Source organism: Hungatella sp. (assembly GCF_046966825.1).
Map to the genome: position 1 here is coordinate 13,216 of NZ_JBKVCZ010000064.1, position 24,654 is coordinate 37,869.

A 24,654-nucleotide genomic window follows, 5' to 3' on the forward strand; every position below is an offset into this window, starting at 1 on the left:
TATGAAACTCTGTATTGATACTGCTCCATGCAAAGTCTGAATTACGGACGTACTTTCATGGAGATGAACAATCGGTTCGTCCGGACAGACTTTGCATTTTAACGTAGAACCTAAAATACGCTAAAAGGAGCAAAGTCATGAATAAAAAATTACATACTCTCTTCGAAGGGCTTCACACCTTCCTGATCCTGTGGGTGACCCAGTCATTTTCTGCACTGGGCAGTTCCATGACCAGTTACGCGCTCGTCGTCTGGTCCTACCAGCAGAAGGGCTCTGCGCTGACCACTGCGCTGCTCTCCATCTGTTCCTATGCGCCCTATGTGTTTCTCTCCATCTTCGCGGGGGCCTTAAGCGACCGATGGAACAAGAAACGCACCATGCTGGTCTGCGACAGCTTCGCGGCGGCGACCACACTGCTGATCCTGATCCTGCTGAAAACGGAGAATCTGGCGCTGTGGCATCTGTACATACTGAACGCGTTAAACGGCCTGATGAACACGCTTCAGCAGCCCGCATCCGATGTGGCGGTCAGCCTTCTGACTCCGCGGGAACAGTACCAGCGTGTATCCGGTTAAGAGCCTTTTCCAATTCACTGGTTACGGTTCTCACACCGGTACTGGCCACCATGGTATTTTCCTTTGCAGGAATCGACGCAGTGCTGGCCTTTGACCTGATCACGTTCTCCGCCGCATTCATTACGCTGGCATGGTTTATTACGATCCCACAGGCGGAGGCGGACGGAAACAGGGAAGAATCTGTACTGGCTTCTGCAAAAGAAGGCCTCAAATACCTGAAAAGGAACCGCGGTATTCTGAATCTTATCCTGTTTCTGGCGGCCATCAACTTAACCGCGTCCATGTACAACGCCGCACTGCCCGCCATGATTCTTTCCAGAAACGGGGGAAGCAGGATCGCACTCGGTATGGTAAACGCCTGCACGGGCGCGGCCAATCTGGCCGGAAGCCTGCTGGTCTCTTTCTGCCATCCACCCAAAAACAGGGTCCGGGTTATCTGCAATTCCCTGCTGATCGCCATGTGCACGGAAAATTTCTTTCTGGCCTTCGGCAGACAGCCCTGGGTCTGGTGCGCAGGCGCCATTCTGGCCTGGATCTGCATTCCATTTATGAATGCGAACATGGATGTGCTGTTCCGTTCACGGATCCCGCTGACCATGCAGGGACGCGTCTACTCCGCCCGCAATACGCTGCAGTTTTTCACCATACCGGTGGGATACTTACTCGGCGGACTGCTGGTGGACCGGGTGTTTGAACCGCTCATGGCATCGCAGCAGCCAGGAAATCTTCTGGCGGTGATGTTTGGAACCGGAAAGGGCTCCGGAGCGGCGGCGCTGTTTTGCCTGCTGGGTATTCTGGGCGTGACTACCTGTCTCGTCTTTCGAAGAGATCGACATATATGGGAACTGGAAAATGATATTCCACATCCCTGAAAACTCGGGGGCTGCCAGAGCGTACTATCTCTGGCAGCCCCCTTCTGCCCTGTACTGGCTCGGCCAAGCCGGACTCCCGCGGAGGGGCTATCTGCTTCTGGCCTCCTCCGCCCTTTCGTTCATATTGGCGATTCCGGTATCAATGTCTTCCTCCCCAATCATGATGGCATCGTGCTCTTCCTCAATCACCTTGCGCACCGCCGCCATCTTCGCATCTACCGGGCGGTCGAACACAAAATTCGTCACGGAAAGAGCCGCCTTTCCGTCTTTCGGAAATCCCTCGATGGAAGCCAGACGGCTCACCACTCCCGGGGTGGTGATGGCGGGGAACACACTGTTATCGGCCAGAACCTCGGCCCCCGCCTCGCTGGTGGCAAACCGGACGAATTCCCAGGCCTCGTCCGGCACATCGGATTTCGCATTGACGGCGATCGGGGTGACTGAGCCAACCGTGCTTCCTGCCGGGATTCCCGCCGGATGCGGAATTCTCGTCACTCCCCAGTTAAAATCAAAGTTCCCCGCTTCCCGGTCCTGAACAAGCGTTGCGATAAACCAGGTTCCCATAGGAACCATGGCGCACTGCTGCTGTTCAAAAACACTGGTGTAATGGATATTGCTTATTTTCAGATTGGCATAGCTCTGCATGACGCCCTCCTCCTGCATTCGGAGAGCCTGCTCATAATAAGGCTTTAAGAACGCGTAATCCTCACTCATCAGCGTATGATTCCCATCCTGCACCGCCCAGTTGGAGACCAGCGCCATCCACGTATGATGGTGTGTTCCGTAGACCATCCCGCCGTCCCTCACAAAAGTCAGCCTCTCTGCCAGTCTCTCATACTCGCCCCATGTCATATCATCCGCCGGATACGCTTCCCCTGCCGCGTCAAATAAATCCTTATTATAGAACAGCACATACCAGTCCTGCCGGAAAGGAAGCGTATACTGCTTTCCATCCATCTGAAGCTGGTCTGCCGCGCCGTTGTAAATGCTTAAATCCACGCCATCCCTGGAAATGTAGCTGGTCAGATCGAGAATCTGTCCTTTTTCCCTCATGGAAATCTGCGTATCCGCATCCTTAATCATAATAACATCCGGGTCAGACTCATTTCCCGCCAGCAGCACGGTCAGCTTATTGTTGTATTCATCCGACTGGATATCGAGCAGTTCCACATCAATCTCCGGATTTTTTTCCATAAATGCATCTGCCATCGCCTGAAACTGGGGAGAATTGGCATTGTCCCAGACGGACACCGTTATTTTCACGCGTCCCTCCTTTGTTCTGTCCGCCGCGCTCCTTCCTTCTGCCACATTGCCGCTGCCGGCCGCCGTATCTCTGCCCAGGCTGCATCCCGCACCACCCGCGGCTACGACAGCCAGCAAAAAAAGGACTGATGTAATCCTGCTGATTTTCATAATAATCCTCCCCAAAAACTACAAAAGTGGTTTTTTAACCACCATATTTTCATATTCCTTCGGCGTGTATCCGGTTATCTTCTTAAAAACCGCGCTGAAGTAGTACTGCGTGTCAAAGCCCAGCATGTCGGAGATCTCATACATCATATACTGGTATGATTCGATCAGTTCCCTGGCCTTTTCTATCTTCATTTCCGTCACATAATCGGAGAAATTCTTCCCCATCTGCTTCTTAAACGTACTGCTCAAATGCCCCTGGCTGACATTCAGCGCTGCTGCTGCCTGACTCAGCGTAATCTTCTCCTGATAATGCTCCTTTACGTATTCAAGAGCCAGTTCCACCAGCTTATCCCTGCGCGCCTGCTGATGGTCCTCCAGCACCCTGACCACCTGATCCCGGAATCCCTCGAGCCAGGTAAGCACCGTGCTTAAATTGGCCATGCGGTTTAACTGGCCTACAATGTCCACCGCGTAAGGAAAATCCTGTTCGCCCCAGTCTTCAATCAGAGAGGTAATAAAGTAATAGAGATTATTGCACGCGTTCACCGCCTGCTGTCTGGAAGGCCTGCACTCAGAAAACAGCTGGATCATCTGATTCATTATGGTTTTAAAGGCTTCGCAGTCATTCTGGCGGATCGCCTCCGTGACGTCCTTCTTCAAAAAATTAATGTTGAAATTGCTGCTGTGGCTTAAGTTATCCTCGCACATGGCCGAGTAGAACACCGCGCCGCTGGAATTGTCGTAAAAAGTCAGATTCATGGCACTCATCGCCTGATACAGCAGATCCTGGATCTCGTCCACACCGCTTCCAGACAGGCTCACTGCAATGGAAACAGGGACCTCGAAGTAATCCTTCATGACCTGGCGAAATTTTACGCTCATGACGCTGGCTTCCTTCTTAAAATCATCGATCCCTTCCGTCGAAAGCACCAGGACAAATCCGCTCTGCTCCCGCCGCAAAACGCAGCTGTTCTCAAAGAATCCCTTTACCATACCGTTTATTATATCTTCCGCGAAGCCCATGACCTTTTTCTGGTCGGCCCTCGTAAATGCCGCAGAAAATCCCTCAAATCCGTAATTAAAATTAATCAGCATCAGCGCTGGCCTGGGATACCGCTCCCGGATCAGGCCGGATAGCTCGTCCTCCGCCTCCACGTCCGTGTCATAGATGAGTACCCGCCGGAAATAGTTTTGAATCCTCTCTTCTACGGTCAGCGGTTCTTCTGCAAGGTGTGTCATGTGGTAATTCATGTTGCACCGCTCTATGGCACACTCCAGAGCCTGGATCAGGCTGTCCTCACTGAGCTCCAGCTTTACCAGATAGTCGATCGCTCCTAAATGCAGCGCTTCCCTGGACAGAGAAAACTCTTCCAAATTCGTCAGGAGAATAAAGCTCGCCGTGCATCCGTTTTTCATGGCTGTCTTCATGAAGGTAATTCCGTCCATGGCCGGCATTTTAATGTCTGTAATCACGATATCCGGCTGGAGCGTATCCAGAAGGGACAGCGCCTGCTGCCCGTTCAATGCCTTGCCCACGATCCGGCACTGATACTCCTCCCAGTTCAGAAGCGAGGCTATGCCCGCCAGAATTAACGGTTCATCATCTACAATCATAATCCGGTACATAAGCTCACTCCCCCTTAAGTCCCTGTCAGTATTCCAGCGGAATTCTGACGGTAATCTGTGTGTACTCTCCCACCCGGCTCTCCACGGAAAGTCCGTACTCTTCCCCATAGATCAGTTTCAGCCGTCTGTCCACATTTGGCATCCCAATACTGCTCATCTGGTCGCCCTTTAGCTTTTCCGAATGGTTCAGCAGCTCCGGTATCTTTTCTTCCGGTATTCCGATTCCGTCGTCCCGCACATCGATGCAGAGGCACTTGTCCTTCTCATACGCGTGGATCCGGATGGTTCCATTCTTTCCTCCAGGCTCGATACCGCTGAAAATCGCATTTTCCACCAGTGGCTGCAGCGTCAGCTTCACGATTCGCGCTTCGTAGAGTATCTCCTCCCCGATGTCGACCTCCAGATCAAACATTTCCACATATTTCAGCTTCTCGATGGTTACGTAATCGCGGACAAAATCCAGTTCCTCTCTCAGAGTAACGCGCTGGTCCACTCCCTTTGCCATATTTTTAAGCAGCTTTGACAGCGCAGTTACCGCCTTTACGATACCGCTGTTTTTCTGGATCACGGCAATCCATTTGATCGAATCCAGGGTGTTGTAGAGGAAATGCGGATTGATCTGTGCCTGCAGCATCCGGATTTCCAGACTGCTCTTTTCCTTTTCATCCTCCAAACGCTTGTCCATCAGCTGTTCGATCTGGCTGCTCATTGTATTTACGGCCTTTCCGATGAGTCCGATCTCGTCCTGGCTCTCCAGCGATTCCTCCTGGCTGAAATCCCCCTTCGCAATTCTGTCCACATGGTTTACCAGCCGGTCAATCGGTTTTCTGACCGCATTGGTAAACAGAAACGACATGGAAATTCCAAGGAGCACGCAGGAGATAAAGATCAGGCCAACCGTCTGCATGAGCATCAGGCGGTCATTCTTCAGATTTGCCATGTCCATGATTTCGATCACCAGGGCGCCGCTCTGGGATTCCTTGTTATACGATACCAGATGTGGTTCCCCGTTTATCTGGTACTGCCACGTTCCACGTTCTTCCTCTCTTCGCAGAATCGAATCAATCAAACGGTCGCTTTCCTCTTTCTGGTTCTCAGACTCCCGCAGCGTAGCGATCCGCTCTCCGCGGTATGTAGTCACAAGCATTGTATTACCGTTATCGTCTTCCTTCAGGCGGTCGAGATAGAGACGGGGCGACAGGAAAAGCGCAGAACAGTCACTGTCTTTATACCCGGAATTTTTACAGATAATGGGAATTGTCATTCCCACCTCCTTATAAAATGGGGAATTCACCAGATCCAGCCGGTAGTCGTACATATCCTTCTTCAGTTCCCGGTCAAACCAGGGCGCATTCCGGATTCTTCTCCCGTCATCAACACTGCTTAAGGCCGTTCCGGCCGAAATGTGAACATCGCTGTCATCAAATATGGACAGCCTTGTGATATAATCCCCATACCCTGTGACAGCGCAGAAATTAGCGGCCAGCTTTGCATAATCCAGGCCTTTTCTCTTTTCCTCTACGGTTTTTAACTGCCCCAGAGAGCTTAGATCAAACATCTCCCGCTCCGCACAGTTAAGCACCAGGTTCACCATCTGCTCGTAGACCTCCTGATAATAGCGGGAGATGCTCTCCACGTGGTACTCGACGGAATTCTGGGCCAGCTGGACGGCTTTTTTGTTCGCCGTCACATAACTCGTAACACTGAATATGATGCCGATGACGCAGATAATGCAGATGTTATATACCATAATTTTAAATTTTACTGTTCTGTTTTGTAATAACCTCTTCATCATTCAGCTCCATTTTCATCTGTTCTGTTGTTACTTGATAATATCCTCATAAGTTAGCGTTTCCCAGGCTTTCCCTTTTTTTACTTCCAGTCTGCTGATCTCGTCTGCAATGTACTCCCTGGCTTTTTTCTCCCGGAGAAGGTATTCCACATAGTCACGTTCTGTATCATAGCTTCCAAACGCTGCATATTTTTTTGATTCAACCACAGCCACCGCGCTCATGCCGTCTGTGTATTCTATAGCTGGTGTAACCTCTCCCGCTTCCACTTCCTGTACCGCCTGCACCACCCGGTCCAGAAGCAGATTTTCCTTGCCCAGTTCGAGGGTATCCACGGCCATACTCTCCACACTTGCAGAAATTCCGGTTTCCTCAGCCAGAAGTAACGGCAGGTCGTCTGTAATCCCATGAGCCGCAATCCACTGCTCTGCCGCCGCTTTCTGCTCCTCACCGGCATCTTCAAAGATCACAAGGCTGAGTTTTGCCTGGAAATTCTTTTTCTCTTCCGCCTGTTTCACCACAGGATAATACGCCTTCAGTTCTTCTTCCCTGATAGTTACAATCTTCTGCTCCGCAAATTCCTCCAGAGCCTGCTCCAGCTGGCTCTGGCGATAGGAATAGTACTGGCTGACGGACAGCTCCAGAGGCCCATACAGAACCTTTCCCTCTTCTTTCATCTGCTTTCGCTGCTTATTTTCCTCCTGATACTGTTTCAGAAACGCCTCGTATCCTATCTCGTCGATCATGCCGTTTTCCTTTGCCAGAATCTGAATTCCCTTCTGATGAACGGCTTCCCCGTCTGTAAGCTCCCGTACCCGGTCCATCGGAGAGACGCCGTCCCTCTTCTGCTCCCAAAAGCCGGGCGCATTTACATCAATTCCTTCTTTCGCCCCATATTCTCTGGCCGTCCTGGCAATATTGTCGTAAGCCAGCAGAGCGTACTCTTCCTTTGATATCTCATGGTCCCCTACTTCCATAAAGCGGGAATAGCCTTGCCGAGCGCAGCCGGCAAGACATTCCAGAATCAGGAACCATATGAAAAACAACAATGCTGTTTTCTTTTTCACGGTTCACCTCATATTAACTTTCCCATACCCCATCCGGTCCTACACGGTAACCATCGGGTGTTGTAGTATTTCGATATAACGAGCCTCTGGTACCATCGGAAACCGGATTAAAGTAATACCATTTACCGTCAATCAGCTGCCAGCCGGTCACCATAATTCCATCCTTGTCAAGATAATAGAGCGTTCCATCCTGGTCTGTGAAAAATCCGGTGATCAGATATCCATTCTCGTCAAAACGATACCAGTTCATACTACCATTACATTCAAGATAATACCATCCATTTTTTGCATAGTCTCCATTGCCCAAAATGCATTTTTTATAGCCAATTCCCTGAACCCAGCTGTTTACTGTAACTGCCTGGCCGGAAGTAGACGAAGAATTTTTGTGCGGCTTATCGGGAGTGTCCGGGGTATCTGGATTATCCGGGGTGTCTGGATTATCCGGGGTATCCGGGTTGTCCGGGTTGTCTGGATTATCCGGGGTATCCGGATTATCCGGGTTGTCTGGGTTGTCTGGATTATCCGGGGTATCCGGATTATCCGGGTTGTCTGGGTTATCTGGATTATCCGGATTATCCGGGTTATCCGGGTTGTCCGGATTATCCGGGTCTTCTGCTTTCATGGTAACGCCTGCTGAAACGCTGCAGTACAGCCCTTCCACATGTCCCCTTACCAGGAACGTCCCTTTTCTGCCCAGCAGCGTCGGGCTGACAGCTTCCCAAATAACCGGTGCCTGTGCCTCCGTCCCATCCGCATAGTGAATCGTAATCGTATCCGGAAGATCCGGCGTTTCTCCTACAGCGGTATCTATATTTACCGTTTCCAGTTCTGTCACATACTGATTTGATACGTAAAGCTTCGGCGCCTTTTCTTTTCCGGCCTCTTTACTGGCAAATTCCAGTCCGGAGTTAGAGCCATTGGCATCAGCCTCCGGATTCTCTTCAATATCAAGAATAAAGGAAATCTTTCCGCCTTCCATAAAATCAATCGCATCGGATACGTCAATTGTAATGTAGCTTCCTACCTGGTCACGCTTAATTACGACATGTTCTTTTACCAGCTCCGCCTTATATCCGCTGGCCTGTGTGATGGAATCATACGTTGCCGTATTTTCAACCCAGCCTGGAGTGTTGGTATAGATGTTTAAATAGGTCTCTGTAACCTCTGCTTTATCATCCATCTTATTAAAATACAATTTCAGCGTCATCTCCGTTAAGTTTGAAGTGTCCATGGACTCAAAATCAAACTGTACCACTCCGATACGTTTAAAGGACCCTGTATAGTTCTTAATACGAATCACTTCATTATCACCGAATTTGCTGTCTGACGGACTTACCTGAATATAAGTATCGCCGTTTGTATCAATTACGCCGTCCATATATTCCAGTGGATCTGCCGGCGTAATCGTTATGGAAGCCGGGATCGTCGTTCCTGCAATATAACCCTTTACCACATATGGATCGCTGCCCTGATACAGTTCCCTGCTGACAGTCTCCCATACCACAGGCGCCTCCGCTGCATTTGCTGCACGGCTGCGGCTCCTGCTTCCCTCCAGTTTTATAGTATATGGAAGCGCCGGATATTTGCCTGCCGGACTCTTCATTTCAGCCGGCTTTGCTGCGGCTTCAATGATTGTCACATTTGCGGCGGCTTTCTGCTCCAGCCCCTCGCAGGTTCCATGAACGGTGAACGTTCCGGCTTTCTGGTACTTTTCTTCCTCTGTCTCTTCCCATTCGACTCTGGCCGTTCCCTTGCTGCCGTCTGTATAGCTGACTGTAATGCTCTCAGGAAGTACCGGCATAAATCCCACATATCCGGTTATGTCAACTGCCTCGGCATCAACCACTCCGGCGCCGGTTACGATAACCCTGATACTGCATCCTGCCTCAAAACCACTTACTTTTCCTTTCACTGTAAAGGTTCCCGGTTTTGCATACTGACTTTCATTCACGGACTCCCATACAACAGGAACCTTTGCCTCAGTACTGTTAATATAAGTCACCTTTACAGTTTCCGGCAGAACCGGTGCTACCCCTGCCTGGGTCGTGACATCCTCTGCAAATGCCGCTGTAATAATCGTATCCGATACGGTCACGTATGCGATAACCGGCAGGTTTCTTCCCTCGATATATCCGCAAACGGTAAACTGGCCCTCTTTCTGATAGTTCCCTGCCGGAATCTCATCCCAAGCCACCGCCGCTTTGGCAGTCGTATCATCGCTGTAGGTTACGTTTACAGTCTCTGGTAAAACCGGCGCTGTTCCCACTGGAACTTTGACAAAGACATTTTCCACCGTTTTCACGGATTCATTGTCAAATACAAGCTGCGGTTTATAATCCGTTTCTCTGGAGTGGATGTTTGTATAATTCTTTGATCCAATTTCTACGCCTTCAAAGATGATTGAAAGTCTCTGAGTTCCGGATTCCAGTAATGTTTCCATGTAATCCGTGATATCCAGTTCCTTCCAGCTGCCTCCATCCGCAATACTGGAAGTGAAATCCAGGATCTTTTCGACCTTATCAGGCTTGGTATTCCACGTTACTTCCGCCTCTTCCCAGTCATCACCAATCCGGGATACGGTAAAGGGTACGTTGTTTGCCTCTGTACTGTCAATATGGAATTTTAAGAGAACCTTTTTGTAATTCTCCGGTACGGATGTCAGATCAAAGGACATCAATACGTTTCTGCTGTATCCGCTGCTGTCCAGCTTTACCGTCATGGATTCTTCTGTTCCGCTGTGAGTACCATCATCCCTTACTCTAGCATCTTTATCCGCGATAACAGACTTTGAATTCTTTTCGTATACATGAATGATACACTCCGCTTTCGCCTCCGGATTATTTAAGCTGACCGCGGTAACAACTGTATCTCCCTTTGCCAGGGCTGTTACCTTGCCCGCCGCTGACACGTTTACTATCTCAGAGTCGGCCATGGACCAGCCAATGCTGTCGTCAAGAGCATCTTCCGGCAGTACGGATGCATTTAACCGGGCGATGTCTTCTGTCGCCATATAAAGCTCTGTCTTATCCAGAATTACTTTTTCTGCTTTATTTCCCTCCGCATCAACAGGCCCCGGGTCATTATTAAACTCGTGAGCGCCAATATCCGGTAAATCCACGATTTTATTGCCGAAAATATCCTCTGTCGCATCTGATTCCGGTATTACCACGCCTGCGTCTACCGCCGGTGAATTTTCCTGCAGTTTAAAGATCGCCATACGTTCCCTGAGCCCGGCAATAAATTCATCGCCCTGTCCCATATTCTCATAAGTGAGCCCATACTCTTCACTGCTGTATTTCGTGCTCAGCTGCGGAGAAGAAAGTCTCGGGTTCACAAACAGGTTATCTTCCAGGACTGCGTCAGAAGGACCGTTTACGCTTGTAATAGAAGCCGGATAGATAATATTATTGGTCATAGCGCCCTTTGACACACTTATGGAGCTGGTGCCGAACTTCGGAACGCTGCCATGTACCATAATAATATTATTTTTAAAGTAACCCACCGATCCAGTCTGGAAAATGGAGGTTGTGGTCCCTTTTCCAATGTACATGGTATTGTTATAGACCTTCGTCTTACCGGTCTGACAGTGGAACAGCTCCTGGCTGGGCTTTCCATCGTTGGCACTGATATTATAGCGGAAATGATAGGAAGCATTGTCATACATGGTCAGAAGCAGGCCGCCCTTGTTATGATGGCTGTAATTATATTCGTAGATAATATCCTTACATCCGATATCGTAGTCAAACGCCTCGCCATCGTTATAGCCGTACTCTCCGCCGAATACTTCATTATAGCGGAAAATGGAATCGTCACACTGCCACAGCCACGCGCCTGCATAGTTAGCGGTATCGTAGTTGCAATGATTCTTCACCACGTTGTTCTCTACCATACCGTTTTCGCCAACCTCTGCGAGTACGATGCCGTCACCGAAAATCTCTTCGATGTAGTTTCCACGGAAGGTGATATTGCGGAATGTCTTCGTATTGCGGAAGCCCACACCCTCTGCGCCTGTATTCTGTCCGCTGGAACGAATTCCTTCCTTGGCTACATTTTTTACATAGTTATTTTCAATCAGGACCTCGTCAAATCCGATATCGGAAGCCATCTCACCTTCCGGCTTCTGACCATCGATCCAGACATCTGCACCGATTACGAGAATTCCGCCGGTCATCTTGGAGTTGGCTACTTCTGCTGTCACATCGTGAACGTAGCAGTTCTGAACCGTCACATTCGACACCACGCCGGTCCGCCCTGTGGTAAACACCAGGATCCCGACATGATTATAGCTATCGTCAGCGCTGTTTGTCACTTCAATTCCATCAATCACCCAGTTGCTTTGATCACTCAACAGGACGGTTGGACTGTATACAAAGTCTTTTCTGACTTTATACTGTGAATCATAAGGAACCGATCCGTCTCCGTTAATAATCGGATATCCGTCGCCGCCATACTTACCCAGTGTCACCGGAGCGCTCTCGCTTCCCTCTCCCTTCGGATACAGATATCCGTTCCAGATACAGCCAGCCTTTAACAGAACAGAATCTCCCGGAAGAAATGTAGTATTGTTAATCTGATCGAGACTCTTCCACGCTCTCTCCTCTGTAAGTCCGTCATTGCTGTCATTTCCATTAACAGCATCTACATAATAGGTCTGCCCGGAAATTACTGCAAAATCCTGAGGGCTGTATGTAACAAACCGATGGTCCTCATCAAGGCCGACCAGTAACTGGATCTGATCTTTTTCAGCCGCCTCGACCTCATCAAATGTAACCACAGCTTTCCCGTCTTTTGCCTCAGCGGAACGGACGGTTACCGCCTCTTCCTTCTTTCCGTTTACAATTGCGCTTAAAGAAATCCGCTCCTGGATATCGCCGGACAGTTCTTTCGACGCCGCTGTAAATTCGAGGGAATCTCTTCCTGTCATGGTAATGTCGGATATCATTGCGACATCCTCTTCTTCCAGATACGTGATAACCGGACACCATTTTACACGGTCATTGTTGTACTCTTTATTTCCATTGGCCCGGAAATGGATAGCATCGCCTTCCCTGATCTGTAAATAAAACGGCTGGAAATTGACATCTTTCTTATTGTGTTCCGTCGATATCGTTCCTGTATCCGGCCAGATTAATTTTCCGTTCTGCTGTATGGACAGCAGAACTCCATCTCTGTCATTCCGGTCTGTTTCCATAGATATAGAGCCGTCATCCTCAGAGATTTGAACGAGGCCGTCCGCAGGCGCTTTCCATTCCAGAATCGCGTCGTCCCCCTTATTTCCCGGCATCATACCATCCTTAAATATTCTCAGATATTTGTCCTTATTATCCATCCACCGCGGTGTAGCTGCATCATATTCCTGAAGTTCTGATATTTTCCCGCTGTCCTTGTCTCCATACTTGTAGTACCAGACCGGTCCCTGCGTATTGCTGAAATCATCTGACAGCGAAAATTCCGTTTTCTCAAGCAGCAGCTTCAGGGCATTTGACATTGTTGCATTTGACTCCGTCGCCATTTTATCCGGTTCCCGGTCTGAGCTGCCGGAATCCGCATTGGATGAAGTGGCCTTAGATGTATGCGTATGGCCGCTTCCCGATCCGGCCGCATTGGAAGATGTGGCCTTTCCCGTCCCGGTTCCTCCGCCGCCATTTACGGCAGCGAAGCTGTAAGAGATACCGCTTCCGAAATTGCCTGCTGCCATAACAAATGACAGATACAGCGCCAGTCCCCTTTTCCAGCTTTTTTTCATAATGTCTCCTCCATTTTCTGCTGGAAGACCGGCGGCAGGCGCATTTATCCGCTCAGCAATATCCCTGGTCTTCCCGCATATTTCCTTGTTATTATGATGGTTTCAATATAACATCGGGAATCTGAAAAGCAAATAAAGTTTCATACTGCCTTTTTACAAAATCTTCAGATCGTAACCAGGGATATTTGTAATATTTTCATATTTTTGCATTATCTTAAGGTTTTTACCATTAAATCATCAGATGGCCTTCCAGCCCCTCATAATCCACGGCAACCGTGCGCCCGTCCTTCATCAGGAGTGTAACCGGGCCGTAGCCTCCGCACTGTTCCTCATCGGTAAAGGTGACTGTTCTGATCGGAAACAGTTCATCCTCCGCCCATTCTCTGTCATCAGTCCTGCTTAAAACAGCGCTGATCATCACATAAGGCTCGTACCCATACATTTTTTCTCTGCGCAGCTTTCCATAAGCCAAAATACTGTTCTCCGCGGCCGGATTAACGCCTCTTCTCTCCTTTGTCTCAACCGATTCCCATGCCGTATAGGCAACCAGTGCAAGCTGCCGGCCATCCTGTTTTAGAATCACTGCCTCCGCGCCATCGCAGGAGCGCCTGATCACCTGTGTTTTCTCTCCAGCCTGGTACTCTGGAAAACCGTAGGCCCCCATGGTCAGTGTAAATGGTTTGTTGGGGATACGCATTTTGTCCACACGGATGTGGCCGTATGGCACCGGAAAATCCGCCAGATCGATGGAGGCGCCGCCCTGAAAGTTATGGTAAAAATCAAAGTACTGTTTCCGGTAGAGAACCCCGTCATTTACACCGCCGTACATGATGATATTCGGCACCAGCGCCTCCTTTGCCCCATCATAAGAGATGCTGTACTGCATGGCCTCCGCCCCCTGGCCGTCAAAGGCCTCCCACGGATAATGGCTGTGAAATGCGAGGCGTATGTAATATCTGATGTACTCATCTCCAGGTTTAAAAAGCCCCTTCGCGGTCCGGAACTCACAGGCCCCGTTCCCGCCCAGATGCGCAGAGACAATTCCCGGGCCATTCATGATCGTTTCTGTATAACCTTTCGGGGAATGCAGATGAGGGGAACTCTCCGCTCCCCAATCTCCCAGCTGCTCCCAATCCCCATTTTCCTCGACCGCGGACCAGAACGGATGCTCCTCCGGATACGTCAGCGCCACAAATGGATTTGCAATCCAAAACGGGCTTTCCGCGCAGCTGTAATCCTGTACCATGGGGAGAAACTGTCCGTAAAATCCCAGCGACGGCACTCCATTTACAAATACCTCCTCCCTTGTAATAAACTGGAGCAGCGCGCCGGAATTGATTCTTCTTGCCAGTCCCGGATTGACGTTGGTATGATTGAGAAGATACGCGGAGGCAAAGGGGGAAGAGGCTGCATTGCGGTAAAGACCGCTTCTCGCCCAAAGCGTCACATGACCTTCTTTATCGAACATGGACAGAAATGAATCCGTAAGTGCATTGGCATACTGCTCTATTTTCCCTGCGATCCACGGCTCTTCTGCATATCCATACCAACGGTTCCAGATCGGCCCGTACACCTGGAATGCCCAGGGAGTATAGTAATCAAAGCGATGGCCGTCGCGATACCATCCGTCTCCGGCATAGTACGACAGAATCGTCTGCGCATGGTCTCTCATCACGCCTCGGTCGATCTCATATCCCTCCTGATGCAGAAATCCCAGAATGAGCATGTTGAAAAGCCGCCAGTTATGCGCTCCCGTCTTCCCATAGGCAAATTCCCGGATATAGGACGCAATTCTGTCTTTCTCCTCCGCCGTATATGTATCCCAAATGACCCCCTTACACTGATCCAGGCCGATTACGAGTGAAGCACATTCGCAGGTATGCTGGAAGGTGTCCTCACCCTCCTTCGCCATGGCGAGAAGCTCCTGTAAACCGTACAGATAATTGGGATTTCCAGGCGTCACCGCCTCCAGTATCCGCGTTTTATAATACTCTCTCACCGATACGCCGCAAATCACAGCCTCCGGCCGGTTATACAGCAGCGGCGCCGCGATCAGAAAGCTCCTGGCAAGCCCCTCAAACCGTTCCGCACTGGCCTTTGTCGGCGAACTGTTCTTATTCGGATAACTCACCTCAAATTCCACTCTTCGGCTCACGGGCTGACCCTCCATACTTTCAATCTCGGAAAAAATCCCCTCCAGAAGAAACTCGCACGCCTCCAGCCAGTGTTCCTTCGTCATGCCTGTATACGGGCTTTTCCCGTAATCAGGATTTTTCACTTCAAATTTCATAAATGTTACCTCCTGTACAAGTACTGCTTGCTTTTTTTATTCCTTATCATATAATAAATATCATGCAGGTTCTTTGCTCATTTTTGTCTTTTTATTGCGTTATGTGATTTTTTATCGCTGTGAACACTTGGCGCCTGTCTCTTAAGCACTTCTGCGCGATACGTGAAAAATAGTTGGCCAGGTCTTTTCAGGCTTTACTGTTTTTAACAGAAAGAAAGGCGGCGTAGAATGGCATTACCGCAGGCACAGGATTGGAGGCTGGAAAGCTATGACATTTTTTACAGAACAGGACACGAATCGAAATAAATCCATACCATTATCACCAGAATGCGGTACATTGAAAAACGGTGGCTGCCGCCGGATTCATTTTCCAGAGATTATCCGGAGCCACCATATGATCTCCGCGAAGCCAATCAATGACGTCTACCACATGCACGATTCCTACGAACTGCTGCTGTTTTTAGGCGGCTGTACGGACTGCTACATCGAGCACCACCGGTATCGATTACAGCGTGGGGATTTGCTGATCATCAACAGTCAGGAGATTCACCGCGCTGTCTCCTATGAGGGCACCCCCTATGAGCGGATTGCTACCCATTTCTCTCCTGAGCTGGTTCGGAATTACTGCACGGAGCAGACCGATCTGCTCTCCTGTTTTGAGAATCGGAAGAATGCGGACAGAAATTTACTCTCCCTGCCGCCCCGGTCCCTCGAACGCTATCTCTATCTGACGGATCACCTGCACACCGCCGTGGCCTCTGCAAGCTTCGGCCATGACGTCCTGGCCTCCACCTATCTCCTGCAGCTCCTGGTCCTGGCCAACACCTGTTTTTACGAGTCCACATTGATTCCCGAAAACATCATGCCCCAGCTTTCCAGCCAGATCATGAGATATATCGACGAACATCTGACAGAAGACTTATCTATCCAGGCGCTGGCGGACCACCTTTACATGAACCGCTCCCATATGAGCCGTAAATTCCGGGAACAGGCGGGCTGTTCCATACAGGAGTACCTGATTCTAAAACGGATTTCCCTCGCCAAAACGCTTCTAAAGCAGGGAAAAAGCGTCACTGACACCTGTGAATTATCCGGTTTTCATGATTACTCCAACTTTATCCGCACCTTTAAAAAATACGCCCAGGTATCGCCCGGGCATTATCGTGTGACAAATATGGAATCATAATATGATAATAATAATTTTTCTACTAAATTAAAAGCACCAGACAGACCGCCCTGTTCCAGGCGAATCCATCTGGTGCTTTCCTTTACCCCATCCTGTCCGTCATTTCCTTCAGTATATTGTCCACTTTTCCAAGACCTGTTTTCACCAGTTCAATTCCACAGTATTCACAGATTTCAATTAGAGCTGCAAATACCCATGGATTTCTGGCTCTAATTTTCTTCATACGACCATTTGACAGCACATACGGAATAAAAAAATTCAGAATAACATCAATCTCATAATCTTCCGGTCTCATCAGGTCCATGTTAAGTATCATATCTCGTTTCCAATCCATGACAATCAGAACGCGCGGACAGAGAGGGCGGTCATACTCCTGATCCCTTATCTCCGTCTGAAGATAGGCCAGTTCAATTGCCAGTTCCTGGTTTGTCTGACGTTGTTCTTTCAATTTCTGCCTTAACTCCTGATCTTCCAGTTCTATCTCCGGATATTCCCGTTTACACGGAGGCAGCGGACCTGCAAACATATTCCACTCTTTCGTTTCTGTATTATAAAGTCTCCAGAGAATCTCTCCCTGTTCAAAATCTACTGATATCCGTTTCTCCTTAATTGCGCGTACCGCCATAAACAGTCCCTTAAATGCCTCTGTCAATATCCCCGTTTCCCTTGCATCCAGGGTAAATGGCGTATAGCCTTTTTCAAAGGAAAGAAAATACTGCCACTGCCCTTTCCCTCTGAATTTAAGTCCCAGCTCCTTTATTACCTTTTTCTGCGCTTCCGGCACCTCATCCCGATCACCGGTATACCATGTAATGCAGGACTGATCCATCATGGTATCATAAATCGAAGGGCCATTTTTTCCCTCCGCATTTGCCACCATGTCAAAATCTGCCAGTCCGTCCATCCCCTCGTACATACTCACACCGTAACAAGTACCCAATCTGCCCATAACGCTCATAAACACAGGTTCTTCCATTCCCTGCAGCTTTATGGCAATCAGATCAGCACTGTCCAAATATTTCCATGGCTCCAACGCTTTTAATTTCAAGGTTTCATCGTATAGCTCTTTCCATTGGTTAAGGCTGGCTTCTTTTCTCATAGGATCTCCTTTGTACCTTTATTTTAAATGTTCCGCCATCTTGTTATGCTGGCTGTTTACAAATCCCTGTCTATTTATAAATTATACATTTAATTGCGTAAAAAAGCAAAAAGAGTATGCGTAATTTTCAAATACTATTTACGCGTACTCTTCTTTCATCTAATGCGTTCCTTCGTTCTGCCCTAAACCTTTTCTATTCCGGCGTCTCCAGCACTTTCACTGCAGAGCTTGTTCCCAGTCTGTCGCACCCGGCGTTTAAAAAATCAATGAAATCCTGGCGGCTGTGCATTCCCCCCGCTGCCTTGATCTTTACGTCCGGTCCGATTTCCTCCTTAAACAGGAAAATATCCGCCAGCACCGCCCCTTCCGTTCCAAATCCGGTAGAAGTCTTAATGTAATCGGCTCCCGACTCGGTGACCACGCGGCACAACTCCCGCTTCTCCTCTTCCGTCAAATAACAGGTCTCAATAATGACCTTCAGAATCCGGCCCTCCGCCGCTGCCCGTATGGCTTTCAGTTCAGCGAGTATCTGGCCATACTCTTTGTTTTTTACATCTCCCAGATTGATTACTGTGTCAATCTCGTCCGCGCCATCCTTAACGGCCAGAAGCGTCTCACACACCTTCACTTCCTTCGTGCTGTACCCCAGCGGAAACCCAACTACCGTACAGATTCGGAAGTCTTTTCCATAGTTTTCCCTGACCCGCCTTATATAGGACGGCGGAATACACACGGAAGCCGTCCGGTGCTGTACAGCCTCATCGCATAATTTCTTAATCTCCTCCCAGGATGCGTACGCTTTTAACAGCGTATGATCTACGTGAGAGTATATTTCACTGTTGTTCATACTGATCTCCCGCCTCACTTCCATACTTATCCTTAAAAATCCGTTTTTTCTCAAACCTTGGCACTGCCTGCAGCGCATTGGCCGGATATCCGACAGCAATCACCGCAAACGGAACCACATGCTCCGGAATACATGCAATTTCTCTTAATGCACACATCCGCTCTTCCCTTGGATAGACACCCAGCCATACGGCGCCGAGTCCTGATTCCACGGCCTGCAGCAGGATATTTTCTGCGCAGGCGCTCATATCCTGTATCCACCAGGGACTGTCGCTCCTCACTCGCGCTAAATCCGCAAGGAGCAGCAGCAGGCAGTCCGCACCGTCTGCCGGCCGGTAATAGGGATTGATCTGTGCGATCTGCTCCTTCACCAAAGGGTCCCGGATCAGAATAAATTCCCAGGGCTGTTCATTCCGCGCCGACGGCGCCTGCATGGCCGCCTGAAAAAGCCTCAGCAGCGCCTCCTCCGGCACTTCTTTCTTCAAAAAGCACCGGCAGGAACACCGCCTTAAGCATACATTCTCCAATGCCTCTCACTCCTTTGTCACAGCCCGCGTCTCTTCGTCCAGATACACATGGTAAAACGGCATTTCCGGACACACAACTGTAATACAGACCGGCTCATCCCCCTCAGCGACCGGCATAAAATGTGCTTTTCCAGGCGGCACAAGCACCTCTGTACCGGGAGTTACCCTAAGTACCCGGAAACTCCCGGCACAGACAGCGCCATCCCTCGTATCTGCCACAGGAAACAGGGCGTTCCCGGAGAGAAATATGAATTTTTCATAGTCATCATGGTATTCCAGCTTCTGAAATACCAGATCCCGGTGCCACGTCTTCATTATCCCGGTCGTAATCCGGTTCGTCTGAAAGCAGGCCGGAATCGAGCTACCTTTCCAGTAAAAATAGTCTTCCTGATATACGCTTCCCTCTCCCGGCATCTGCACAATCAGACCATAATCATTATCCGCCCTGATATCCTCAATTACCACCGTTTTCACGTTTCAGTCCTCTCCTTTTCAGCCCGCTGATATACCATTCGTCCGTCGATAAACTTTGCCTCTATATCCCTGTCATCCGACATCAGAATTAACCGCTCGGTCCTCTCATAGCTGCTTCTCTCACAGTAGTCACGGATTCTGGAATCATCCAGGACCACAGCATCAAAGCAGTATCCTTCTTCGAAGCTTCCAACTCTGTCCCACAGGCCCTCTCCCCCATGGGTGGCCAGATAAAATGCTTCCGCCAGTGACAGGACATTTTTCTTTGCATGAGGATCGTTTCCCCGTTCCGTAAATGCCCACCGTGCCTTCGACACATGGATGGCATCGGTAATCGCACGCAGCAGAGAAAGTGTATTGCTGCCTGCCATATCGCTTCCAAGCCCCACCCGGATGCCCTCCGCCAGATAGCGTTTTACAGGGGCAATCCCTCCGGAGCTGCTGATATTGGACTGCGGGCAGTGCGCGACAATCAGCTTTTCCCGCTTCTTCATCAGAGCAATCTCCTCCTCCGAGGAATAGACACAGTGAGCCATTACCGTCGGAACTGCGTCTCCAAACATATGGTACCTGTCGTAGCCCTCCCCATAAAATGAAATCTCCGGCTTCAGCTCCCGTACCCATTCCATCTCGTCCAGCCCCTCGGACAGATGAGACTGAACCGGGATTCCCTTCTCCACAGCCAGTTCTCCCAGTCCGCTCAGAAGTTCATCCGTACACGTCGGAATATAGCGGGGTGTAATCATGGGACGGCATTTCTTATACTGCTTCTTTTCCGCACAGTCACTCAGCCACCGTTTCGTCTCTTCCAGGCTCTCCCCCGTGGTCTCCAGCAGGCCGGGAATCGAATTCCGGTCCATATTTACCTTGCCCACATAGGCCGCGATTCCCTTTTCCTCCAGCAGATCCATCAGGATCTCCGTGCTCTGCCGGTGAAGAGTCCCGAACATAACGCACCGGGTCGTCGTGGTTTTTAAAAGGTCATCGGTCAGACGCTCATACGCTTTCTTAGCATATTCGCAGTCCTCATACCGTTTCTCATCCGGAAAGGCGTACTTCTCGAACCACATATCCCAGTCCGGATTCTCCAGATTCATCCCGAGTCCCCGAAACGCGTACTGAGGCGCATGCATGTGCAGATCACACATTCCCGGGAAAATGATTTTGCCTGTATAATCACAGACTCTTATTCCCTTCAGCTCATCCGGCAGTTCCTTCCATATCCCTTTCACCCTTTCATTTTCGCATACCAGAAAGCTGTCCTCCGCGAAAACGAATCTGTCCGGTACCGGCGTATAGGCAATCGTTCCTTTTAAAGCAAATATCGTATGATCCATCTCTGTCCCCCGGTTCTAAATCGTCTTTTTAAATTCCGCCAGAAGCGTCTGCACCTCATCCATATGCGGGGCCGACTTCACCGCCCCCGCCTTCGTGGCCGTCAGTGCGCCCGCGCAGGAGGCAAACAGCACGGCCTCGTCCAGAGGCATTTCCACCGACAGGGCATAGATAAATGCGCCGGCGAACACATCACCCGCCGTTGTTGTGTCCACAACCGTCACCTTCGGCGCCGGAAATGTCTGTATCCGGTCAGGCGTCACCAGAACCGAACCCATTTCCCCCAAAGTAATCAGGGCATTTTTGACGCCCTGTGCCAGAAACCATTTACCGGCTTCTATGGCGGACTCATAATCCGTCACTTCGATTCCTGTATAAAGGGTAGCCTCATGCTCGTTGGGTTTAATCCAGGTCAGATACGGATACAGCTCCGGATTAAACTTCGTCACGGGCGATGGGTCTAAAAATACGGCTACATTCTTTTCATACGCCTTTTTAATGGCATACTCCACCATATCCAGATTCGTCTCAAACACAAAACTGGCCATAAACGCATCGTCAAACTCCTGGTCGGCCATATCAATATCTTCCTTCGTATAGTGGCCGTGAGCACCCGGAAAAACCATGATGGCGTTATTGCCATCCTTATCAATCATGATGGGTGCCAGTCCCGTCTTCTCTCCGTCCACCATCCTGACATAATCCAGGGAGAGTCCGTACCCTGCGAATTCTCTGCAGGCCGTTTCTCCACCCTCATCCCTGCCCAGCTTCTGAATCAAAACCACATTTCCGCCAAGGATTGAGCAGGCGCAGGCGTGATTGGAGCCTTTGCCGCCGCCCTCTGTAAAATAGTAATTTCCCGTTACCGTCTCACCCTTGTCCGGAATTCTGTCTCCAATCAAAAAATAATCTGTATGATAGCTTCCCAGCGTTATTAATTTCTTTGGCTTCATTTACGCTCCTTTGTCAAATCATGCCCATTTTTGTCAGTTCTTCCCTGATATAGTTCTTCTGCTCCTCCGTAGCCTGCGACATCGGCTGCCTCGGATATCCCATCGGCAGTCCGATCAGTTCGCCGGCATACCGGTAACCGGAATCCATCGGAGCGTGCTTTAAGATCGTCCGCACTTTCTGTACCCGGAACTGAAGCGCCCTTGCACCCTCGATATCACCTTTGAAATACGCGTCACACAGCTCCTCGATCAGTTCCGGGAACATGATGGACACCCAGGATATGATCCCGCATCCGCCCAGAGCCAGTGTCGCAAAAATTGTCGAATCACTGCCCGCGATGCATTCAAAATGGCGTTCTTTCGGAATCAGCTCCATGACACTCTGCAGATGAAGAATGTCCTGAACACTGTTTTTATAGCCCCTCACATTTTCATTTTCCTCCACCAGCCTTTTTACCAGTCTGGGTGAAAGAATGTTGTTAGTCTGAGGCGCGTTGTATACGTATACCGGCAGTTTTGTCCTGCGGATCAGATTCGTATAATACTCGTAAATGGCATCTTCCTCATACGTGAAGGTATGAGGCTGCGCTATGCTGACCGCGTCCGCTCCCGCCTCCTCAAATGCTTTTATGGTTGACAGAGCGTCCTCCGGCCGGTTCAGACAGATATTTCCCATAACCGGAACCTGACCGTTTACGGTTTTCACAGTTTCACGGAGCATTTCAATCTGCTCATCCACGCTGGTCACCATACATTCCGTCAGCCCGCTCACAAAAATCGCATGAATCTTATGATCCAGCTGAAACTGCACCTGAGCCTTCAAAAGCTCATAGTCAATATTTCCCTCTTTGTCCATCGGAGCGATGGGTTCCGTCATCGCTCCGTAAAATAAATAATCGTTCATCTTCGTTTCCTTTACTCAAAGTTTACTTCGTCGTTCTCTCCAGGATCTCCGGAACTTCGAATTCCCCGTTCACGATCTGAGCGGTCTTATCTTCAATTTTCTTAATTACATCTTCCGGAACGGCCGCATCGTATGGTGCCATGCCAATCGCCTCTTCCTTCAGTCCCATTCTCATGATTCCGCCCTTAAAGGTACCATCTGAAACGCTCTTCGCCGCCGCTAAATAGGCCTTGTCCGCATGGTCCAGGGCACTGGACAATACGGTTCCGGGTGCCACTGCACTCTGATCCACGGAGGAACCGATTGCATACACGCCCTTTTCCTGTGCCGCCTGAATCGCTCCAAGCCCGGTCTTATCCGCAACATGGAAGATGACGTCGGCTCCGTTTTCAATCTGTCCCAGAGCCGCTTCTTTTCCTTTTGCAATATCATCCCAGCTGCCTGCAAATACGTCAAACACCTGAATATCCGGATTTACCTCTTTCGCGCCCAGCTTGTACGCCTCCGCGATACGGATCATCGGAGGTAAGTCAGAACCGATGATGACTCCGATCTTGCCCGTCTTTGACATGGACGCCGCCAGCATACCGGCCAGATATCCCGTCTCGTGCTCATTTAAGGAGATAGACGCCACGTTGTCCGCTTCCACAGTTCCTGTATAGACCGCGTATTTTGTATCCGGATAATCCCCCGCAATCTTTGTCACAGACTCACCGTACTCCATGCTGTGTGCAAAGATCAGGTTGTATCCCTTGTTGGAAAAATCCCTCAATGCCGGTTCCGCATCGGGAAGAGACACATTTTCTGAGAAATTAATCTCCGCTCCCATTTCACTTTCAATCGCTTTCATGCCATTATAGGCAGCCGCGTTCCATCCGGCGTCGTTGACCGATCCGGTTACAATGAGAGCCGCCTTAAACTGTCCGCCCCCAGTCTTAGCGCTGTCCCCAGCCTTTGCGTCGTCCGTCTTCGCGGCCTCCGTTTTTTCTGCCTCCGTCTTGTCTGCTTCCGTCTTGCCGGCTTCCGTCTGCGCCGTCGTCGGAGCTGCCGTTGTATCGCCTGCCGGCTGTTTTGCATTTCCGCCTGCGCATCCCCCCAGGAGCGCTGCTGTCAGTGCCGCTGCCATTACTAAACTCAGTTTCCTTTTCATTTCTTCTCCTCCTTGTAGTTAGAAAGACATTTATACTTTCAGCGATTCGCTGATAGTTTTTTGATAAGGTTTGTTAATAAGTTTTGCTAATAAGTTTTGCTAATTGACTGGTCCTGTCATCCTTCCTTGCTGTACGCTTTTCCCAATGCGGCTGGTCCTTTGCTCCTACCCACGACTCCGGCCAGTGCCACCACGGTCAGCACATAGGGAAGCATAACCAGGAACTGATACGGAATCTGGAAGCCAAGTGACTGGAGCCTCAGCTGAAGAGCGTCCGCAAATGCAAAGATAACGGAAGCAAACAGGACTCCCTTCGGATTCCATTTACCGAAGATAACAGCTGCCAGCGCGATAAAACCTCTTCCTGCGGAAATATTGTCCATAAACATATTGAGCTGTCCAATGGTCAGACACGTCCCGGCCAGTCCGGTCAGCAACCCACAGATACACACCGCAGAATACCGCACGCCGTTCACGCTGACGCCCACGGTATCCACTGCCTTCGGGTTCTCCCCCACAGCCCGGATCTTCAGGCCAAAGCTGGTCTTATACAGTATAATGGAAGACACCGGTACAAGAATAAATGCCGCATATACCAGAATATTGTGCTGAAACAGGATTTCCCCCAGAAATGGAATATTTTTCAGCACCGGAATCTCCAGCACCGGCAGGCTCTTTGCCTGGGGCGGAATCGGAAGCACACCGAACATAACCCGGTAAAAGAAGCTGGTAAGCCCCGCGGCCGCCATATTTAAGGCGATTCCGCTGATCATCTGGTTAATCTGCAGGGTAACGCTCAAG

General features: G+C 49.8%; 16 protein-coding genes and 1 pseudogene. 2 read left to right on the top strand and 15 right to left on the bottom strand.

Going from position 1 to position 24,654, the window contains the following annotated elements; translation table 11 throughout:
- Window positions 1-137 precede the first annotated feature (137 nt).
- Window positions 138-1,447: pseudogene (locus ACLTD4_RS18875) on the top strand (MFS transporter).
- Between the two features lie 87 nt (window positions 1,448-1,534).
- Here ACLTD4_RS18875 and ACLTD4_RS18880 read toward each other — a convergent pair.
- The 6 genes from ACLTD4_RS18880 to ACLTD4_RS18905 form a co-directional block, all read right to left on the bottom strand.
- A complete protein-coding gene (locus ACLTD4_RS18880; protein WP_117621149.1) occupies window positions 1,535-2,860 on the bottom strand; it encodes an ABC transporter substrate-binding protein in 1,326 nt (441 codons plus the stop codon).
- Window positions 2,861-2,878: 18 nt separating this feature from the next.
- Window positions 2,879-4,486: a response regulator gene (locus ACLTD4_RS18885; protein ID WP_117621150.1), complete on the bottom strand. Its 1,608-nt coding sequence runs from the start codon at window positions 4,484-4,486 to the stop codon at window positions 2,879-2,881.
- A gap of 25 nt (window positions 4,487-4,511) precedes the next feature.
- Window positions 4,512-6,278, bottom strand: coding sequence for a sensor histidine kinase (locus ACLTD4_RS18890; protein ID WP_029467510.1), 1,767 nt, complete (start codon window positions 6,276-6,278; stop codon window positions 4,512-4,514).
- 30 nt (window positions 6,279-6,308) lie between these two features.
- A complete protein-coding gene (locus ACLTD4_RS18895; protein WP_117621151.1) occupies window positions 6,309-7,343 on the bottom strand; it encodes a hypothetical protein in 1,035 nt (344 codons plus the stop codon).
- Between the two features lie 13 nt (window positions 7,344-7,356).
- Entirely contained in the window at window positions 7,357-13,089 is a 5,733-nt protein-coding gene (locus ACLTD4_RS18900) for an Ig-like domain-containing protein (protein WP_412331472.1), read from the bottom strand.
- A 229-nt stretch (window positions 13,090-13,318) separates the two neighbouring features.
- Complete coding sequence (locus tag ACLTD4_RS18905) at window positions 13,319-15,379, bottom strand: DUF2264 domain-containing protein (RefSeq protein WP_117621152.1); 2,061 nt, start codon at window positions 15,377-15,379, stop codon at window positions 13,319-13,321.
- 268 nt (window positions 15,380-15,647) lie between these two features.
- Between ACLTD4_RS18905 and ACLTD4_RS18910 the strand changes: the two genes are divergently transcribed.
- A complete protein-coding gene (locus ACLTD4_RS18910) occupies window positions 15,648-16,565 on the top strand; it encodes a helix-turn-helix transcriptional regulator (protein ID WP_117621153.1) in 918 nt (305 codons plus the stop codon).
- 82 nt (window positions 16,566-16,647) lie between these two features.
- Here ACLTD4_RS18910 and ACLTD4_RS18915 read toward each other — a convergent pair whose 3' ends face one another.
- From ACLTD4_RS18915 to ACLTD4_RS18955, 9 genes are all read right to left on the bottom strand, one after another.
- A complete protein-coding gene (locus ACLTD4_RS18915) occupies window positions 16,648-17,664 on the bottom strand; it encodes a DUF6930 domain-containing protein (protein WP_117621154.1) in 1,017 nt (338 codons plus the stop codon).
- Between the two features lie 193 nt (window positions 17,665-17,857).
- Window positions 17,858-18,511, bottom strand: coding sequence for a deoxyribose-phosphate aldolase (deoC, locus tag ACLTD4_RS18920; RefSeq protein ID WP_117621155.1), 654 nt, complete (start codon window positions 18,509-18,511; stop codon window positions 17,858-17,860).
- Window positions 18,498-19,037 carry a nitroreductase family protein gene (locus tag ACLTD4_RS18925; RefSeq protein WP_117621156.1) on the bottom strand — a complete coding sequence of 180 codons (540 nt, stop codon included), beginning with the start codon at window positions 19,035-19,037 and terminating at the stop codon, window positions 18,498-18,500. Before ACLTD4_RS18925 ends, deoC begins: the two co-directional genes overlap by 14 nt.
- A 6-nt stretch (window positions 19,038-19,043) precedes the next feature.
- Window positions 19,044-19,511, bottom strand: coding sequence for a hypothetical protein (locus ACLTD4_RS18930; RefSeq protein WP_117621157.1), 468 nt, complete (start codon window positions 19,509-19,511; stop codon window positions 19,044-19,046).
- Window positions 19,508-20,848 carry an amidohydrolase family protein gene (locus tag ACLTD4_RS18935; protein WP_117633844.1) on the bottom strand — a complete coding sequence of 447 codons (1,341 nt, stop codon included), beginning with the start codon at window positions 20,846-20,848 and terminating at the stop codon, window positions 19,508-19,510. The genes ACLTD4_RS18930 and ACLTD4_RS18935 overlap by 4 nt, the downstream gene beginning before the upstream one ends.
- A 15-nt stretch (window positions 20,849-20,863) precedes the next feature.
- A complete protein-coding gene (locus ACLTD4_RS18940) occupies window positions 20,864-21,799 on the bottom strand; it encodes a ribokinase (RefSeq protein ID WP_002601878.1) in 936 nt (311 codons plus the stop codon).
- 13 nt (window positions 21,800-21,812) lie between these two features.
- The gene (locus tag ACLTD4_RS18945) at window positions 21,813-22,703 is read right to left on the bottom strand and encodes a dihydrodipicolinate synthase family protein (protein WP_117621159.1); all 891 of its coding nucleotides are present in this window, start codon (window positions 22,701-22,703) and stop codon (window positions 21,813-21,815) included.
- A 22-nt stretch (window positions 22,704-22,725) separates the two neighbouring features.
- Entirely contained in the window at window positions 22,726-23,853 is a 1,128-nt protein-coding gene (locus ACLTD4_RS18950; RefSeq protein ID WP_117621160.1) for a BMP family protein, read from the bottom strand.
- Window positions 23,854-23,969: 116 nt separating this feature from the next.
- The coding region (locus ACLTD4_RS18955; RefSeq protein ID WP_412331473.1) for an ABC transporter permease at window positions 23,970-24,654 on the bottom strand (685 nt) is incomplete at its 5' end.

Bases quoted from the DNA above. Each gene is read 5' to 3' on its own strand.
- ACLTD4_RS18905 (WP_117621152.1), bottom strand. From the start codon at position 15,379: ATGAAATTTGAAGTGAAAAATCCTGATTACGGGAAAAGCCCGTATACA.
- ACLTD4_RS18935 (WP_117633844.1), bottom strand. From the start codon at position 20,848: ATGGATCATACGATATTTGCTTTAAAAGGAACGATTGCCTATACGCCG.
- ACLTD4_RS18915 (WP_117621154.1), bottom strand. From the start codon at position 17,664: ATGAGAAAAGAAGCCAGCCTTAACCAATGGAAAGAGCTATACGATGAA.
- ACLTD4_RS18885 (WP_117621150.1), bottom strand. From the start codon at position 4,486: ATGTACCGGATTATGATTGTAGATGATGAACCGTTAATTCTGGCGGGC.
- ACLTD4_RS18950 (WP_117621160.1), bottom strand. From the start codon at position 23,853: ATGAAAAGGAAACTGAGTTTAGTAATGGCAGCGGCACTGACAGCAGCG.
- deoC (WP_117621155.1), bottom strand. From the start codon at position 18,511: ATGAACAACAGTGAAATATACTCTCACGTAGATCATACGCTGTTAAAA.
- ACLTD4_RS18910 (WP_117621153.1), top strand. From the start codon at position 15,648: ATGACATTTTTTACAGAACAGGACACGAATCGAAATAAATCCATACCA.
- ACLTD4_RS18940 (WP_002601878.1), bottom strand. From the start codon at position 21,799: ATGAAGCCAAAGAAATTAATAACGCTGGGAAGCTATCATACAGATTAT.
- ACLTD4_RS18900 (WP_412331472.1), bottom strand. From the start codon at position 13,089: ATGAAAAAAAGCTGGAAAAGGGGACTGGCGCTGTATCTGTCATTTGTT.
- ACLTD4_RS18890 (WP_029467510.1), bottom strand. From the start codon at position 6,278: ATGAAGAGGTTATTACAAAACAGAACAGTAAAATTTAAAATTATGGTA.
- ACLTD4_RS18880 (WP_117621149.1), bottom strand. From the start codon at position 2,860: ATGAAAATCAGCAGGATTACATCAGTCCTTTTTTTGCTGGCTGTCGTA.
- ACLTD4_RS18945 (WP_117621159.1), bottom strand. From the start codon at position 22,703: ATGAACGATTATTTATTTTACGGAGCGATGACGGAACCCATCGCTCCG.